At 62.4% G+C, this 15532-nt stretch carries 13 protein-coding genes; 5 read left to right on the top strand and 8 right to left on the bottom strand.

Features of this window, described 5'->3' with window-relative positions:
• Nucleotides 1-460 precede the first annotated feature (460 nt).
• The 4 genes from uvrA to NKI50_RS11625 are packed head-to-tail and all read left to right on the top strand — an operon-like array spanning nt 461 to nt 5095.
• Nucleotides 461-3382: an excinuclease ABC subunit UvrA gene (gene uvrA / locus NKI50_RS11640; RefSeq protein ID WP_352716593.1), complete on the top strand. Its 2922-nt coding sequence runs from the start codon at nt 461-463 to the stop codon at nt 3380-3382.
• The gene (locus NKI50_RS11635) at nt 3382-3792 is read left to right on the top strand and encodes a DUF302 domain-containing protein (protein ID WP_352494577.1); all 411 of its coding nucleotides are present in this window, start codon (nt 3382-3384) and stop codon (nt 3790-3792) included. Before uvrA ends, NKI50_RS11635 begins: the two co-directional genes overlap by 1 nt.
• The gene (locus NKI50_RS11630; RefSeq protein ID WP_352494576.1) at nt 3789-4259 is read left to right on the top strand and encodes a GNAT family N-acetyltransferase; all 471 of its coding nucleotides are present in this window, start codon (nt 3789-3791) and stop codon (nt 4257-4259) included. Before NKI50_RS11635 ends, NKI50_RS11630 begins: the two co-directional genes overlap by 4 nt.
• Before the next feature lie 29 nt (nt 4260-4288).
• Complete coding sequence (locus tag NKI50_RS11625) at nt 4289-5095, top strand: DUF72 domain-containing protein (RefSeq protein WP_352494575.1); 807 nt, start codon at nt 4289-4291, stop codon at nt 5093-5095.
• A gap of 45 nt (nt 5096-5140) precedes the next feature.
• Here NKI50_RS11625 and NKI50_RS11620 read toward each other — a convergent pair whose 3' ends face one another.
• The 6 genes from NKI50_RS11620 to urtA form a co-directional block, all read right to left on the bottom strand.
• A complete protein-coding gene (locus NKI50_RS11620; protein ID WP_023717807.1) occupies nt 5141-5341 on the bottom strand; it encodes a hypothetical protein in 201 nt (66 codons plus the stop codon).
• Nucleotides 5342-5547: 206 nt separating this feature from the next.
• Nucleotides 5548-6243, bottom strand: a complete 696-nt coding sequence (gene urtE / locus NKI50_RS11615; RefSeq protein ID WP_126041867.1) for an urea ABC transporter ATP-binding subunit UrtE — start codon at nt 6241-6243, stop codon at nt 5548-5550.
• 70 nt (nt 6244-6313) lie between these two features.
• Nucleotides 6314-7060, bottom strand: a complete 747-nt coding sequence (gene urtD / locus NKI50_RS11610) for an urea ABC transporter ATP-binding protein UrtD (protein WP_023717809.1) — start codon at nt 7058-7060, stop codon at nt 6314-6316.
• A gap of 7 nt (nt 7061-7067) precedes the next feature.
• On the bottom strand, nt 7068-8300 hold the full coding sequence (gene urtC, locus NKI50_RS11605; protein WP_352716591.1) for an urea ABC transporter permease subunit UrtC: 1233 nt from the start codon (nt 8298-8300) through the stop codon (nt 7068-7070).
• A complete protein-coding gene (gene urtB, locus NKI50_RS11600; protein ID WP_352494573.1) occupies nt 8297-9913 on the bottom strand; it encodes an urea ABC transporter permease subunit UrtB in 1617 nt (538 codons plus the stop codon). The genes urtC and urtB overlap by 4 nt, the downstream gene beginning before the upstream one ends.
• Nucleotides 9914-10014: 101 nt before the next feature.
• A complete protein-coding gene (urtA, locus tag NKI50_RS11595) occupies nt 10015-11325 on the bottom strand; it encodes an urea ABC transporter substrate-binding protein (RefSeq protein ID WP_352448748.1) in 1311 nt (436 codons plus the stop codon).
• A gap of 301 nt (nt 11326-11626) precedes the next feature.
• On the opposite strand from urtA, the gene NKI50_RS11590 reads away from it, so the two are divergent.
• On the top strand, nt 11627-12022 hold the full coding sequence (locus tag NKI50_RS11590) for a hypothetical protein (protein ID WP_352482241.1): 396 nt from the start codon (nt 11627-11629) through the stop codon (nt 12020-12022).
• 51 nt (nt 12023-12073) lie between these two features.
• On the opposite strand, the gene NKI50_RS11585 is transcribed toward NKI50_RS11590, so the two are convergent.
• Both NKI50_RS11585 and cckA read right to left on the bottom strand, forming a co-directional pair.
• A complete protein-coding gene (locus NKI50_RS11585; RefSeq protein WP_023717814.1) occupies nt 12074-12784 on the bottom strand; it encodes a purine-nucleoside phosphorylase in 711 nt (236 codons plus the stop codon).
• Nucleotides 12785-12867: 83 nt separating this feature from the next.
• Nucleotides 12868-15441, bottom strand: coding sequence for a cell cycle histidine kinase CckA (cckA, locus tag NKI50_RS11580; RefSeq protein ID WP_352494572.1), 2574 nt, complete (start codon nt 15439-15441; stop codon nt 12868-12870).
• Nucleotides 15442-15532 lie beyond the last annotated feature (91 nt).

Genomic DNA, 15532 nt, shown 5'->3' with positions numbered 1-15532 from the left:
CCTGCCGCGGCTCCAGCGACACGTGGAGCCTCAAGGAACTATCCGGTGGAGTCATGCCTCTGCTCTCCTTCTGTTCGTTGCGACTGTCGTCGTCGAAGCGCTCATCGCAAAACCCGCGGCGTCTCGCAGGCTAGCCCCAGGCCGCGAGGCCATCGAAAGACGGCCGGCTTCGTTGACGTTTGGAGTCTGCCCCCGTGACGCATGGACGTCAACCTTGAATAGCCGATTACCGAAAAATGTGATCGCGAGACGCATTGTGAAGCCGGCTGTACGGGCAGCTTTTGTCAGGAGCGTGTTCGGCCTTTGTTCTTTCCGCTTGCCCGTTCGCGCGAAAGGCGGTTAAACGCATTGGTCGAGAGTTGTGGCGTCTCTCGAAAAGGCGGCGAAATTACCTACATAGGGGGTGGTCGGGAAAACCCGCCCATCCCACGAATTCCAGATTCTGAGGCGGCGACCGGCGATGGCCGACCATAAATATCTCTCCATTCGCGGGGCACGCGAACACAATCTGAAGAATGTCGATCTCGACCTGCCGCGTGACAGCCTGATTGTCATGACCGGCCTGTCGGGGTCCGGCAAGTCGTCGCTTGCCTTCGACACCATCTATGCCGAAGGCCAGCGCCGCTATGTCGAGAGCCTTTCGGCCTACGCACGGCAATTCCTCGAGATGATGCAGAAGCCGGACGTCGACCAGATCGACGGCCTGTCGCCGGCCATCTCCATCGAGCAGAAGACCACCTCGAAGAACCCGCGCTCGACGGTCGGCACCGTCACCGAGATCTACGATTATATGCGGCTTTTGTTCGCCCGCGTCGGCATCCCCTATTCGCCGGCCACCGGCCTGCCGATCGAGAGCCAGACGGTTTCGCAGATGGTCGACCGGGTGCTTGCGGTCGAAGAGGGCACCCGGCTGTTCATCCTGGCACCGATGGTGCGCGGCCGCAAAGGCGAGTACCGCAAGGAACTGCTCGAGCTGCAGAAAAAGGGTTTTCAGCGCGTCAAGGTCGACGGCGTCTTCTACGAGATGGCCGACGTGCCGGCGCTGGACAAGAAGTACAAGCACGACATCGACGTCGTCGTCGACCGCATCGTCGTGCGCGGCGATCTGGCGACGCGGCTCGCCGATTCCATCGAGACCGCGCTGAAGCTGGCCGACGGGCTGGCGGTGGCGGAATTTGCCGACAAGCCGCTCGACGCCAGCCAGACCGGCGAGGATTCGGTCAACAAGTCGAAGAACGAGACGCATGAGCGCATGCTGTTCTCGGAAAAATTCGCCTGCCCGGTGTCCGGCTTCACCATTCCCGAGATCGAGCCCAGGCTGTTCTCGTTCAACAATCCGTTCGGCGCCTGCCCGACCTGTGACGGGCTCGGCAGCCAGCGCGCCATTGACGCCAGCCTGGTCGTGCCCGACGAGAATGTCTCGCTGCGTGCCGGCGCCGTCAGCCCGTGGGCGAAGTCGACCTCACCCTATTATGCGCAGACGCTGGAAGCGCTGGGCGTTGCCTATGGCTTCAAGCTCGGCGACAAGTTCAAGGATTTGAGCGAAGAGGCAAAGCAAGCCATCCTGCACGGCACTGGCGAGCGCGAAATCGCCTTCCAGTATGATGACGGGCTGCGCTCCTACAAGACGACCAAGACCTTCGAGGGCGTCATCCCCAATCTCGAGCGCCGCTGGAAGGAAACCGAATCCGCCTGGATGCGCGAGGAGATCGAGCGCTTCATGTCGGCCACGCCCTGCCCGGCCTGCCGCGGCTACCGGCTGAAGCCCGAGGCGCTCGCAGTCAAGATCGCCGGCAAGCACATTGGCGAGGTCACCGAGCTGTCGATCCGCAAGGCTGACCAGTGGTTCACCGATTTGCCTGCTTCGCTTAACGACAAGCAGAACGAGATCGCAGTGCGCGTGCTCAAGGAAATCCGCGAGCGGCTGCGCTTCCTCAACGATGTCGGTCTCGACTATCTGACGCTGTCGCGCAACTCCGGCACGCTGTCGGGCGGCGAGAGCCAGCGCATCCGCCTCGCTTCGCAGATCGGCTCCGGCCTGACCGGCGTGCTCTACGTGCTCGACGAGCCGTCGATCGGCCTGCATCAGCGCGACAATGCCCGCCTGCTCGACACGCTGAAGCATCTGCGCGACATCGGCAACACGGTCATCGTCGTCGAGCACGACGAGGATGCCATCCTGCATGCCGACTACGTCGTCGATATCGGCCCGGCCGCCGGCATCCATGGCGGTCACATCATCGCCCAGGGCACACCGCAGCAGATCATGGCGACTCCCGCCTCGATCACCGGCAAATATCTGTCGGGCGAGCTCGAAGTGGCGACGCCTGCGGTTCGGCGCGAGGCGAAAAAGAACCGCCGGCTGAAGGTCGTCGGCGCGCGCGGCAACAATCTGAAGAACGTCACCGCTGAAATCCCGCTCGGCACGTTTACCGCCGTCACCGGCGTGTCCGGCGGCGGCAAGTCGACCTTCCTGATCGAGACCTTGTTCAAGGCGGCGTCACGCCGCATCATGGGCTCGCGTGAGCATCCTGCCGATCACGACCGCATCGAAGGGCTGGAATTCCTCGACAAGGTCATCGATATCGACCAGTCGCCGATCGGGCGCACCCCGCGCTCCAACCCTGCAACCTATACCGGCGCCTTCACGCCGATCCGCGACTGGTTCGCCGGCTTGCCGGAGGCCAAGGCGCGCGGCTACCAGCCGGGCCGTTTCTCGTTCAACGTCAAGGGCGGCCGCTGCGAGGCCTGCCAGGGCGACGGCGTCATCAAGATCGAGATGCATTTTCTGCCCGACGTCTATGTCACCTGTGATGTCTGCCACGGCAAGCGCTACAACCGCGAGACGCTCGACGTGCTGTTCAAGGGCAAGTCCATCGCCGACGTGCTCGACATGACGGTCGAGGAAGGCGTCGATTTCTTCGCCGCCGTGCCCGGCGTGCGCGACAAGCTGGAGACGCTGAAACGGGTCGGCCTCGGCTACATCCATGTTGGCCAGCAGGCGACGACTTTATCGGGCGGCGAAGCGCAGCGCATCAAGCTCGCCAAGGAACTGTCGCGCAAGGCAACCGGCAAAACGCTCTACATCCTCGACGAACCGACCACCGGCCTGCATTTCCACGATGTCGCCAAGCTGCTTGAAGTGCTGCACGAGCTGGTCGACCAGGGCAACACGGTCGTCGTCATCGAGCACAATCTAGAGGTGATTAAGACCGCTGACTGGGTTCTCGATCTTGGCCCCGAAGGTGGTGACGGCGGCGGCGAGCTGGTGGCGTCCGGCACGCCGGAGGACATCGTTCGCGAAAAGCGCAGCTATACCGGGCAGTTCCTGAGGGAATTGCTGGAGCGGCGCCCCGGAGGCAAGCGCGAAGCGGCGGAGTGATGGCAAAGAACGGTCTCATCACGGTCCAAAGCAGCTTCGGCGTGGCCGAAACCATCGATCGCCTGGTCGAGACTGTGGAACGTGCAGGATTGCTGGTCTTCGCCCGCATTGACCACGCCGCCGGTGCGCGCAATGTCGAAACATCACTGCGTCCAACCCAGCTCCTGATTTTCGGCAATCCCAAAGGCGGTACGCCACTGATGCAGGACCGGCAGCTTGCCGGCATCGATCTGCCGGTCAAGGCGCTGGCTTGGGAGGACGAGCAAGGCACGGTCTGGCTCTCCTACAATGACGCACACTGGCTGGCGGAACGCCACGGCTTGGGCGACGCTAGTCGCAATGCCGTCGCTGCGATCGCCGCCGGCATGGACAAGGTGATTGCGGCCGCTGCCGGCGCGGGCCAGTTTTGATCATGAGAGCCGCTCGGGCCGATGATCTCCCTACGGTGATCTCGCTCACCACCGACGCCTACGCGCCCTACACTGCCCTGTTCGGAGCGCCGCCGATCCCCGTCACCGAGGACTATGCGCCGCGCATAGAACGCGGCGAGGTCTGGCTTTCGGAGCAGTACGGACAGCCGGCCGGCCTGATCGTTCTCGAACGGCACGATGACCACACAGTGATCTTCAGCGTCGCCGTTGCGCCCGCCTTTCAAGGCAAGGGTTTCGGCATAGCGCTGCTCGACTGGGCCGAGCAACAGACGCGCCTGTGGAGCTTGCCTGAAATCCGACTCTACACCAATTCCAGAATGGAACGGAACGTTTCGTTGTATAAGGCCTACGGCTTTCGCGAAACGGGTCGCCGGCCCAATCCATATCGGCCAGGATGGACGGTCGTCGACATGGCGAAAGCCGTCGAGACGACCGCCATCGCGTGATCCTTTTTCTGCAAACCGGGAGGACTACCATGACTCAATCAGGAACAATCCGCGCTGGCATGGGCGGCTGGACCTTCGAGCCCTGGGACACGTCCTTCTACCCGGACAAATTGTCGAAGGCCAAGCAGCTGAATTACGCCAGCCGGCAGGTGCCGACCATCGAGGTCAACGGCACCTATTATTCGAGCTTCAAGGAGCCGACCTTCGTCAAATGGGCCAACGAGGCGCCGGATGGTTTCGTCTATTCGCTGAAGGGCAACCGCTTCGTCACCAACCGCCGCGTGCTCGGCGAGGCCGGCGAATCGGTGATGCGCTTCCTCGGGTCGGGCGTCGCGGCACTTGGCGACAAGCTTGGGCCGATCCTGTGGCAGTTCGCGCCGACCAAGCGGTTCGACCCGGACGACTTCGAGGCGTTCCTCAAGCTATTGCCGGAGAAGCAGGACGGCGTTGCGCTGCGCCACGCGGTCGAGGTGCGCAATGACAGCTTCGTCGTGCCCGAGTTCGCCGCCTTGGCACGCAAGCACAAGGTCGCGATCGTTTTTGCTGATCATGCTAAATATCCAGCGATTGCCGACGTCACCGGCGATTTCATCTATGCGCGGCTGCAGACCGGCAGCGACGACAATCCCGATTGCTATACGCCCAAGGCGCTCGACGAATGGGCGGCCCGCGCCAAGACTTGGGCGCAGGGCAAGGTACCGGCCGAGCTGCCGCGCGCCGATCCTTCGACCGACGCGCCGGTCAAGCCACGCGACGTGTTCGTCTACTTCATCACCGAGGGCAAGGTCCGCGCTCCATTCGGCGCCATCGCGCTGATGAAGCGGGTCGCAGGCTGACGCCCCGCTGTCGGCGGTCCGGCTGGCCGGCTCCTAGATTACCGCCTATGCGGCGCGCTCGTCCGGACGCCGATCAACCCTGACGATCTCGTTGAAAGCATCGAGATCGACATAGAAGACCTTGGTGATCTCCGCGATAAGTTCGTCGTGTTCATATCCCTGCGATTTCAGAATGTTGATGGCGGTTATGATGTCGACACGCTCCGTGAGCCGTCGTTTCTGGTAGTCCTCGACATAGCGCTCCATCATCTGGCCCTGGCTCCCAAGCACCCGAAATGTTGGACGACAACAGATCGCTGGAGGGAGCGGCTTGCGCGCAAGCGGCCCGCGCCTTCCCCTGATCTGCCAATTTGGAACTGGTACGGAAAGCGGCCGACTCACCAAGGCCAAGCAAAATCTAGCACGCAATCTTCGGCGCGCCAGAGTTGCAAAGTAATAGAATCAATAAGAATTCAGACGGTCAGGAATTTCCGCACGTCCGCCCGGTCGAGATCCTCGGCGGGGCCGGTATGGACGATCTGGCCGCGGTCCATGATATTGACCTCGTCGGCCAATTCCCGGCAGAAATCGAGATATTGTTCGACCAAAAGCACGGCAATGCCGGCTTGGTCGCGCAGATAGCGGATGGCGCGGCCGATATCCTTGATGATCGACGGCTGGATGCCTTCGGTCGGCTCGTCGAGCACCAGCAGTTTCGGCCGCATTACCAGTGCCCTGCCGATGGCAAGCTGCTGCTGCTGGCCGCCGGACAGATCGCCGCCGCGGCGCGCGAGCATCTGCTTCAGCACCGGAAACAGCTCGAAGACGTGACCGGGAATGTTGCGGTCGGCGCGCTTCAGCGGCGCGAATCCCGATTCGAGGTTTTCCCGCACCGTAAGCAGTGGAAAGATCTCCCTGCCCTGCGGCACGAATGCGATGCCCGACCGGGCGCGATCATACGCCGCGCTCCGGTCGAGCGCCTTCCCCTCGAAGGCAACACTTCCGCTCGTCAGCCGGTGATGGCCGACGATCGATCTCATCAAACTGGTTTTGCCGACGCCGTTGCGGCCGAGCACACAGGTGATCTTGCCGGCGCCGGCCTTTAGCGAGACGCCGCGCAGCGCCTGGGCGGCGCCGTAATGCAGCGTGGCATTGGAGACTTCGAGCATGGTCAGCGCTTTCTCCAACGCCTGAAAAACGAAAGGTCGAAATGATGGAACGGAACGCGCCAGACCATGCTCATCTCCCCAGGTAGACTTCGACGACGCGCTCGTCGGCCGAAACGAAGTCGAGCGAGCCCTCGGAAAGTACCGAGCCTTCGTGCAGGCAGGTAACCTTGACGCCGAGCTCGCGCACGAAATGCATGTCGTGCTCGACGACGATGACCGAATGGTCGCGCGCGATGTCTCTAAGCAGCCGCGCGGTTTCCTCAGTCTCGGCGTCTGTCATGCCGGCAACCGGTTCGTCGACCAGCAGCAGCTTCGGATCCTGCGCCAAAAGCATGCCGATCTCGAGCCATTGTTTTTGGCCATGGCTCAAATTGGCGGCGAGTTCGTCGCGCTTGTCGCCAAGCCGGATGATGCCGAGAATGTCGTCGATCTGCCGCGCTTCCGCGGCCGAGCGACGATGGAACAGTGCCGGGAAGATCGAGCGCGGGCCTTTCAGCGCCAGCATCAGATTGTCCTCGATCGTGTGGCTTTCGAAGACGGTCGGCTTCTGGAATTTACGGCCGATGCCCATCATGGCGATTTCGGCCTCGTCGTGTTTAGTCAGGTCGACCTCGCCGTCGAAGAAGACCTCGCCCGCGTCGGGCCGCGTCTTGCCGGTGACGATGTCCATCATCGTCGTCTTGCCGGCGCCGTTGGGGCCGATGATCGCCCGCATCTCGCCCTTGTCGAGCACCAGCGACAGGTTGTTGATGGCGCGAAAACCATCGAAGGAAACCGACACGCCGTCGAGATAGAGGATGGTGTTGCTCTTCGACATCAGGCCATCACTCCGCCGGCTGCGGTTCGGCACCGGAGGCCGACCAGTCGCCCGGCCTTCTCGCCGCCGAGCGATCGGTTTTCGGCGGCACCGGCGTGTCAGGATCGGTGCCGGCTTCCTCGGCAATCGAGGCTGCCCGCAGCGCCTTGGCATTGCCGCGCCAGGAATCCCACATGCCGATGATGCCCTTGGGCAGGAACAGCGTGACGGCGACAAACAGGCCGCCCAGCGCAAACAGCCAGAACTCCGGCAGCACGCCGGTGAACCAGGATTTACCGGCATTGACCAGAAGCGCGCCAATGATCGGTCCGACGATGGTGCCGCGCCCGCCGACGGCCGCCCACACCACCACCTCGATCGAATTGGACGGCTCGAACTCGCCAGGGTTGATGATGCCGACTTGCGGCACGTAAAGCGCACCGGCGATGCCGGCCATCACCGCCGACACGGTGAAGGCGAACAGTTTGACGTTCTCCGCCCGCCAGCCGAGAAAGCGCGTGCGGCTTTCGGCGTCGCGCACCGCCATCAAAAGCTTGCCGTATTTGGAACCGACGATTGCCCAGGTGACGAAGACGGCAAACGCGAGCATGACGGCGCTGGCCGCGAACAGCGCCGAGCGTGTCATGTCGGCCTGCACGTTGAAGCCTAGAATGTCCTTGAAATCGGTCAGGCCGTTATTGCCGCCGAAACCCATGTCGTTGCGGAAAAAGGCAAGCAGCAGCGCATAGGTCATCGCCTGGGTGATGATCGACAGATAGACGCCGGTGACGCGGCTGCGGAAGGCAAACCAGCCGAAGACGAAGGCGAGCAGGCCGGGCACCGCAAGCACCATGACCGCCGCGAACCAGAAATGGTCGAAGCCATACCAGAACCACGGCAATTCCTTGTAGTTCAGGAACACCATGAAGTCGGGCAGCAGCGGATTGCCGTAGACGCCTCGCGAGCCGATCTGGCGCATCAGGTACATGCCCATCGCATAGCCGCCGAGCGCGAAGAAGGCGCCGTGGCCGAGTGAGAGGATGCCGCAATAGCCCCAGACGAGATCGAGCGCCAAGGCGAGCAGTGCGTAGCAGAGATATTTGCCGGTGAGCGCCACGATATAAGACGGCACGTAGAAGGAACTTGTCGGCGAGACCGCAAGGTTGAGCAGCGGCACGACGATGGCGGCCGCCAGCAGGACGAAGATGGTGATGGCGACGCGACGATCGGCGCCGGCGGCAAAGAAACATCCCGTGATCATGCTTCCACCGACCTGCCCTTGAGCGCAAACAAGCCGCGCGGGCGTTTCTGGATGAACAGGATGATCAGCACCAGGACGACGATCTTGCCGAGCACCGCTCCGGCATAAGGTTCGAGGAACTTGTTGACGATGCCGAGCGAGAAGGCGCCGACCAGCGTGCCCCAGAGATTGCCGACACCGCCGAAGACGACGACCATGAAGCTATCGATGATGTAGCCACGACCGAGATTGGGCGAGACGTTGTCGATCTGGCTGAGCGCGACACCGGCTATGCCGGCAATGCCGGAGCCGAGTGCAAACGTCAGGGCGTCGACCCACGGCGTCCTGATGCCCATCGAGGCGGCCATGCGGCGGTTGGCGGTGACTGCACGCATCTGCAGCCCCCAAGGCGTGCGCTTCATCACGTAGAGCAGCACCGCGAACACGCCAAGCGCGAATACCAGGATCCAGAGCCGGTTCCATGTCACGGCAAGCTGGCCGATATTGAACGAGCCGGACATCCATGACGGGTTGCCTACCTCCTGGTTGGTCGGCCCAAAGATGGTGCGTACGGCCTGCTGCAGGATCAGCGACACACCCCATGTCGCCAGCAGCGTCTCCAGCGGCCGGCCGTAGAGGAAGCGGATCAGCCCGCGCTCGATGACAAGGCCGACGAGCGCCGCCACTAGGAAGGCCAGCGGCAAGGCGATGACCAGCGACCAGTCGAACAGACCGGGAAAGGAATTCCGGATCACCTCCTGCACGACGAAGGTCGTGTAGGCACCGAGCATGACCATCTCGCCATGCGCCATGTTGATGACGCCCATGACGCCGAAGGTGATGGCCAGGCCAATCGCCGCCAGCAGCAGCACCGATCCGAGCGATATGCCGTACCAGATATTCTGGCCGGCATCCCACAGCGCCAGCGTCGAATTGATATTGGCGATCGCAGCCGTCGCCGCGTCCTTCACCGCACCTTCGGAATTGGCCTCTACCGACGTGAGCAGCGACACCGCATCGCGGTCGCCGCGCGCGCCGATGAGAGCGATAGCCGCCAGTTTGTCGGCCTCCGGCCTGTCGGAAACGAGAACCGACGCGGCGCGGGCATGTTCGAGCAGCGCCTTGACGCTTGCCACGCTCTCATTGGCGATGGCGGTGTCGAGCGGCTCGATGTTTGCCGCGTCCGGCGTCTTGAACATGGTGTCCGCGGCGGCAATGCGCACGGCCGGGTCCTTGGAGCCAAGCGTCAGTGTGCCCAGCGCGTCGCGGATGACGCGGCGCAGCGTGTTGTTGACTTTGATCTTGGTGATGTCGGCCTTGGCAGCTTCGCCCGATTTTTCGCCGGTGAGCGCATCGAGCAGCTCAATACCGTCGCCGCTCTCCTTGCCGACAAAGACCAGTGAATCGGCCTTGCGGACGTAAAGGCTGCCCTCCGCAAGCGCGGCAAGCGGCCGTTCGACGGCCGGATCGCCGGAAGCCGCAAGCTCGCGCACGACGGCTTCGATCGCCGGAAAATTGGCGGCAGTGGCGAATTTGGCGATGACGGCGCGCAGATCTGCTTCGCTGGCGTTCGACGGCAGCAGCGCCCCCAGGAGGAGCAGCAGCATCAGGCCAATCGCGCGGATCAGGATCATCGGTTTCTGGTGGCTCTTGGAGGTTGAATGTCGCCTCCGGGCAGGCTGGAGAAAGGAGCCCGCCCGGAGGCTTTGCGGTCTGGGAGGACAGACCGGGAGGATTAGTTGGTTCCCTTGCCGCCGCATTTGCCGGTGGCAACGTTGAAGTTGCCGCAGGATAGAGGCGCGCGCCAATCGGAGATCAGGTCCTTGGAGTCGGGCAGGTAGTCGGACCATTCGTCGCCCATCACCAGGCCCGGCGTCTGCGAGACGGTTTCGAACTGGCCGTCGGCCTGGATTTCGCCGATCAGCACCGGCTTGGTGATATGATGGTTCGGCATCATGGTCGAATAACCGCCGGTCAGGTTCGGCACCGAGACGCCGACCATGGCGTCGATGACCTTGTCCGGATCGGTGGTACCGGCCTTCTCTACCGCCTTCACCCACATGTTGAAGCCGATATAGTGGGCTTCCATTGGGTCGTTGGTGGTGCGCTTGTCGTTCTTGATGAATTTGTGCCAATCGGCGATGAACTTCGCGTTCTCGGGCGTGTCGACGCTCTCGAAATAATTCCAGGCGGCGAGATGGCCGACGAGCGGCGCGGTGTCGAGACCGGCAAGCTCTTCCTCACCAACCGAGAAGGCCATGACCGGAATATCCTCGGCCTTGATGCCCTGATTGCCGAGTTCCTTGTAGAACGGCACGTTGGCGTCGCCGTTGACGGTCGAGACGACAGCGGTCTTCTTGCCGGCCGAGCCGAACTTCTTGATTGCCGAGACTTCGGTCTGCCAGTCGGAGAAGCCGAACGGCGTATAGTTGACCATGATGTCTTCGGCAGCAACGCCCTTCGCCTTCAGATAGGCTTCAAGAATTTTGTTGGTGGTGCGCGGATAGACATAGTCGGTGCCTTCGAGCACCCAGCGCTTCACCGAACCGCCATCCTCGCTCATCAGATAGTCGACCGCGGGAATGGCTTGCTGGTTCGGCGCCGCACCGGTGTAGAACACGTTGCGCTCGCTCTCCTCGCCCTCATATTGAACCGGGTAGAACAGGATGTTGTCGAGTTCGCTGAACACCGGCAGCACCGATTTGCGCGACACCGAGGTCCAGCAGCCGAACACCGCCGCGACCTTGTCCTTCGAGATCAGCTCGCGCGCTTTTTCTGCGAACAGCGGCCAGTTGGAAGCCGGATCGACGACCACCGCCTCGAGCTTCTTGCCGAGCAGGCCACCCTTGGCATTCTGCTCTTCGATGAGCATCAGCATGGCGTCCTTTAGCGTCGTCTCCGAGATCGCCATGGTTCCCGACAGCGAATGGAGGATGCCGACCTTGATGGTGTCGTCGGCCGCCTTGGCGGGAATGCTCATCAGCAGGCCGGCGGTGACCACGCCGGCCGAAAACATTTTTGTTATTGTCGAGAAACTGCCCCTCATACTTTTAAACTCCCAAGCTGGTTAACTGCATCGGAACAGACCATGCAACGGCTGTGCCAATTACCGGAGCAAGATCGGAAGATCTGAGATTTCCCAGCTCTGTCAGTCGGTTAATGTATTAGGCGCAGGAGATGAACCTCGCCTGCCAGGTTCGAACTGAGAAAAGATCACCCGTATCAGCCTAAGTTTTACTCATGTACGGGCCAATGCCCGAATTTTGAGCAGCATCACAAGAGCACTGGCGAGGATTGCAGCGCCGCAGCGAAATGGGGCAAGTTCGAACCCTTAAACGAGCGACGCCATGGCCTTCCGAACGTCTTGCATTTTCATCACCATGCTTCTGCTGGCGACGACGACTGTAGCGCGCGCCGGCTTCAGCGACGGCAAGCTGCCGGACGGCCCCTATCATTGCGAAGTCTATCTGCTTGGCATGTTCCTCAGCCTCGGCGACATCACCATCAAGGGAAACGTCTATAGCGGTCCGGTGAGCTTCGGCACCGCGCGGCAGAGTTATAACTACCAGATGGATGCAGACGGGGTGATCACTTGGCTGGGTCCGCTGGGCGGCTACACCAGCGGCGGCAACTCGATCTCGCTTACGCAAGCGACGCTGGAAAGCGGAACCACCCCCTCCTTCGACATCATCATGAAGCAGCCGGACGGTGCCTTTACCGCCTCGACCTGCACCAAACGTTGAAAAAAATATGCGCAACCTCGTGAGAATTAGCACCGGAAGGCAGAGAGCCGCCTAGCTCTCCGCCGCCACGTCGAGCGCCAGCCGGGTCATATTGGTGAAAAGCCCCTGGCGTTCTGCATAGTCGGTCTGCTCGCCGGTTGCCACATTGTCGACGACGGTCAGGATCGACAGTGCCCGGGCACCAAAATCGGCCGCGATGCGGTAGAGCGCGCTGGTTTCCATGTCCACGGCGAGCGCGCCCTGTGCCTGCGCTTCGGCAAAGCGCTCACGCCCCTGCGGATGATAAAAAATATCGCTGCAGATGGTCAGGCCGGCCCGCTGGTCGATGCCGAGTTCGGCGGCCCGGGTCAACGCCTGGGCCAACAATGCCGGATCGGGGCTGGCGTTGGCACGATAGAGCCCGAAACTCTGAACGCTTTCTGAGCTTTCACCGCGCACCGATTGCGCGATCACCAGACTGCGCAGCGCCAGCTCGGCGGTCAGCCCGCCGCAGGTGCCGGTGCGGATCAGTGTTTTCGCACCATAGAAATCCAGCAGCTCGTGCACGTAGACCAGGAATGACGGGACGCCGATGCCGGTGGACTGGATGCTGATAGGCTTGCCGCGAAACAGGCCGGTAAAACCAAGCGCGCCGCGGCGGCGGTTGACGCAGCGCGGCGCCTCCAGAAAAGTCTGCGCCATCCATTCTGCGCGCTGCGGATCGCCCGGCAGCAGCACCGTGCTTGCGTAGTCGCCCTTGCTGGCCTCGTTGTGTGGCGTCACGGCATGCTTTCCAAAACCCGTCGCCCGTTTCGCCTGCAATCATGGCAGTCTCACGGCATTGCGCAAGCGGAGCATTGGAAGGGTCAGGATTCCAGCATGTCCTTGACGATCGTGGCCAATTGCTTGAGCGAAAACGGCTTGGGCAAAAAGCCGAAATGTGCGTCGGCCGGCAAGTTCTTGGCGAATGCGTCTTCCGCATATCCGGACACGAAGATGAACTTGATGTCGGGCTGCCGCTTGCGCAATTCGCCAAGCAGCGTCGGGCCGTCCATTTCCGGCATCACCACGTCTGAGACCACGATGTCGACCTTGCCGCCGAGCGCTTCGTAGACTTCAAGCGCCTCGACGCCCGACGACGCCTCGTGGACGGTGTAGCCGCGCGACTTTAGTGCACGCATGCCGCCCATGCGTACGGCGTCCTCGTCCTCGACCAGCAGCACCGTGGCCGAGCCCGACAGATCCTTGGCTGAGTCGGCGATCTTGGCAGGTGCGGCCGGCACTTCTCCAGCCTCGCCCGCCTTCCTTGCCTCCGCAATGTGCCGCGGCAGGAAGATGCGGAACAGGGATCCCTTGCCGACTTCGGAATCGCAGAAGATGAAGCCGCCTGTCTGCTTGATGATGCCATAGACCATGGACAGGCCGAGGCCCGTTCCCTTGCCAACCTCCTTTGTCGTGAAGAAGGGCTCAAAGATCTTTTTCAGCACATCAGGCGCGATACCGCTGCCGCTGTCCTCGACCTCGACCAGCACATAGTCGGCCGGAGTAAGTTCGCGATAGGAAAAGGTCTTGCATTCCCCGGCGCTGACGTTGCGGGTGCGAACGGTGAGGTCGCCGCCGGCCGGCATCGCATCGCGCGCATTGACCGCCAGATTGACCACCACTTGCTCGAACTGCCCGATATCGACCCTGACCGGCCACAGGTCGCGGCCATGGTCGATCTTGAGCTTGATATCGTTGCCGACCAGACGGGCAAGCAGCATCCTTAGGTCGGCGAGCACGTCGGTCAGGTTGAGCACCTCCGGTCGCAGCGTCTGCTTGCGCGAGAAGGCCAGCAACTGCCGCACCAGCGAGGCCGCCCGGTTGGCATTCTGCTTGATGTTCATGATGTCCGGGAACGACGGATCGGACGGCCGGTGGTTGGTCAAAAGCAGGTCTGAGGCCATGATGATGGCGGTCAGCACATTGTTGAAATCATGCGCGATGCCGCCGGCGAGCTGGCCGACCGCCTGCATCTTCTGGCTCTGCGCCATCTGGCCCTCGAGGGCCTTTTGCTCGGTGGTCTCGACGGCATAGACGATGGCCGATTCCTCGGCGCCCTCGCCGCCGGTGCCGTCTGCGACCGCATTGACGTAGAAGCGTATGTGTCGTTCCTCATTGCCGGGCAGCACCGTATCGATCGGCTCGATATCAGCCTGTTGCTGGCGTGCCTTTTCGAACGCCGCGGCGAAGGCCGGCCGGTCGCGCTCGTGGATCACCGTATCCAGCCGCACACGCCGATCGACCGCGTCGCGGTCGACGACCGAGGAAAATAGCGACAGGAACGGCGCATTGGTGCGCAGGATGCGACCGGCATGGTCGACGCCGGCAATCGCCATCGGCGTCGAGTTGAAGAATCGCGTGAAGCGTATTTCCGAGGCGCGAAGGTCGGCCGAAGCGTCCTCGCCTTGCGTCCGGTTGAGCACGATGGTGCGAGTCGGGCCGTTGAGCCCCTCTCGGCTGGCCGAAACACGATGCATGAAGCGCACCGGCAACGCCTCCCCGGTCATCGTCGTCAGATCGAGATCGATAACGGCATTGCGCGTGGTACCCGCGTCGGCCTTGACCGAACGGACCAGCGCCATGCCGTCGCCGGCGACGATCTCCGGCAGCGTGATGGCGCCGGGGGTGAAGCTGGCCAGGTCGATGCCCAGCCACTCCGCAAGGGTCGCGTTGATATAGGTGACGCGGCCTTCCTGGTCGGCCGAAAAGAAACCGGCCGGCGCGTGGTCGAGGTGATCGATGGCCTTTTGCAGGTCGAGAAAGAACCGCTCCTGCTCGGCCCGTTCCCGCGAGATATCAGCAAGCTGCCAAGCAAGCATGGGCAGCCGCTGGCCTGGAACGCTGAACGCGCGGGCCCGGACGCGGTACCAGCGCGCGCCCGATTCGGCGCCTGGCCGAATGGACTGCGCGAGCCGAAACTCGCCGTCGCCCGCCTGGCCGTCGCGCAGGCCTGACGCCAGCCGGTATATGGTCACTGAGGCCTCGGGAACGTCTGAAAGCAAACCTTCGACCGTCTTGAGGTCGGCGGCCGACTCGGCGCCAGTCATGTCGGCATAGGTCCGGTTGGCGTAGATGATCCGGCCTTTGGTATCGGTGACCAGGAGGCCTTGCGACATCGAATCGACGAAAGCTTTCGACAGTTCGTCGCTTGTCGAGCGCGGCGTGACGTGCACGAAGCCGATCGCAGTGGCGAACAGAAAGCCGACGCCGATCATCGCCAACACGCCAAGCATGCCGAGCAGGAATGGGTCGCCAAGTCGCTCGCGGAAAAGGCCGAAGACGATCGCTGCCCCCGTCAGGACGACGATGAAGACGATGAGCCGGGTGACCGCGCCCGGTCGCGTGTTCTGGTCGACGATAGGTACCGGATAGAAATCGCCGCGCGCTTCCTTGGCCATGTTCCCCCTGCTCGTGAATTCCGGTGTCGGTTGAATCATATTCTCAGGGTCGGGAAAAGGCCCGGCGGCAAATGTCCGCTAAAAAGACGCC

This window comes from Mesorhizobium sp. M0563 (assembly GCF_040321065.1).
In the GTDB taxonomy this organism is placed as follows: domain Bacteria; phylum Pseudomonadota; class Alphaproteobacteria; order Rhizobiales; family Rhizobiaceae; genus Mesorhizobium.
The sequence above is the reverse complement of the archived record's forward strand: the minus strand, read 5'-3'. Positions and strand labels throughout refer to the sequence as shown.

What these genes read in the sequence shown, in the direction of transcription:
- uvrA (WP_352716593.1), top strand. Translation starts at nt 461, where the DNA reads ATGGCCGACCATAAATATCTCTCCATTCGCGGGGCACGCGAACACAAT.
- NKI50_RS11635 (WP_352494577.1), top strand. Translation starts at nt 3,382, where the DNA reads ATGGCAAAGAACGGTCTCATCACGGTCCAAAGCAGCTTCGGCGTGGCC.
- NKI50_RS11625 (WP_352494575.1), top strand. Translation starts at nt 4,289, where the DNA reads ATGACTCAATCAGGAACAATCCGCGCTGGCATGGGCGGCTGGACCTTC.
- NKI50_RS11620 (WP_023717807.1), bottom strand. Translation starts at nt 5,341, where the DNA reads ATGGAGCGCTATGTCGAGGACTACCAGAAACGACGGCTCACGGAGCGT.
- urtE (WP_126041867.1), bottom strand. Translation starts at nt 6,243, where the DNA reads ATGCTCGAAGTCTCCAATGCCACGCTGCATTACGGCGCCGCCCAGGCG.
- urtD (WP_023717809.1), bottom strand. Translation starts at nt 7,060, where the DNA reads ATGTCGAAGAGCAACACCATCCTCTATCTCGACGGCGTGTCGGTTTCC.
- urtC (WP_352716591.1), bottom strand. Translation starts at nt 8,300, where the DNA reads ATGATCACGGGATGTTTCTTTGCCGCCGGCGCCGATCGTCGCGTCGCC.
- urtB (WP_352494573.1), bottom strand. Translation starts at nt 9,913, where the DNA reads ATGATCCTGATCCGCGCGATTGGCCTGATGCTGCTGCTCCTCCTGGGG.
- urtA (WP_352448748.1), bottom strand. Translation starts at nt 11,325, where the DNA reads ATGAGGGGCAGTTTCTCGACAATAACAAAAATGTTTTCGGCCGGCGTG.
- NKI50_RS11590 (WP_352482241.1), top strand. Translation starts at nt 11,627, where the DNA reads ATGGCCTTCCGAACGTCTTGCATTTTCATCACCATGCTTCTGCTGGCG.
- cckA (WP_352494572.1), bottom strand. Translation starts at nt 15,441, where the DNA reads ATGGCCAAGGAAGCGCGCGGCGATTTCTATCCGGTACCTATCGTCGAC.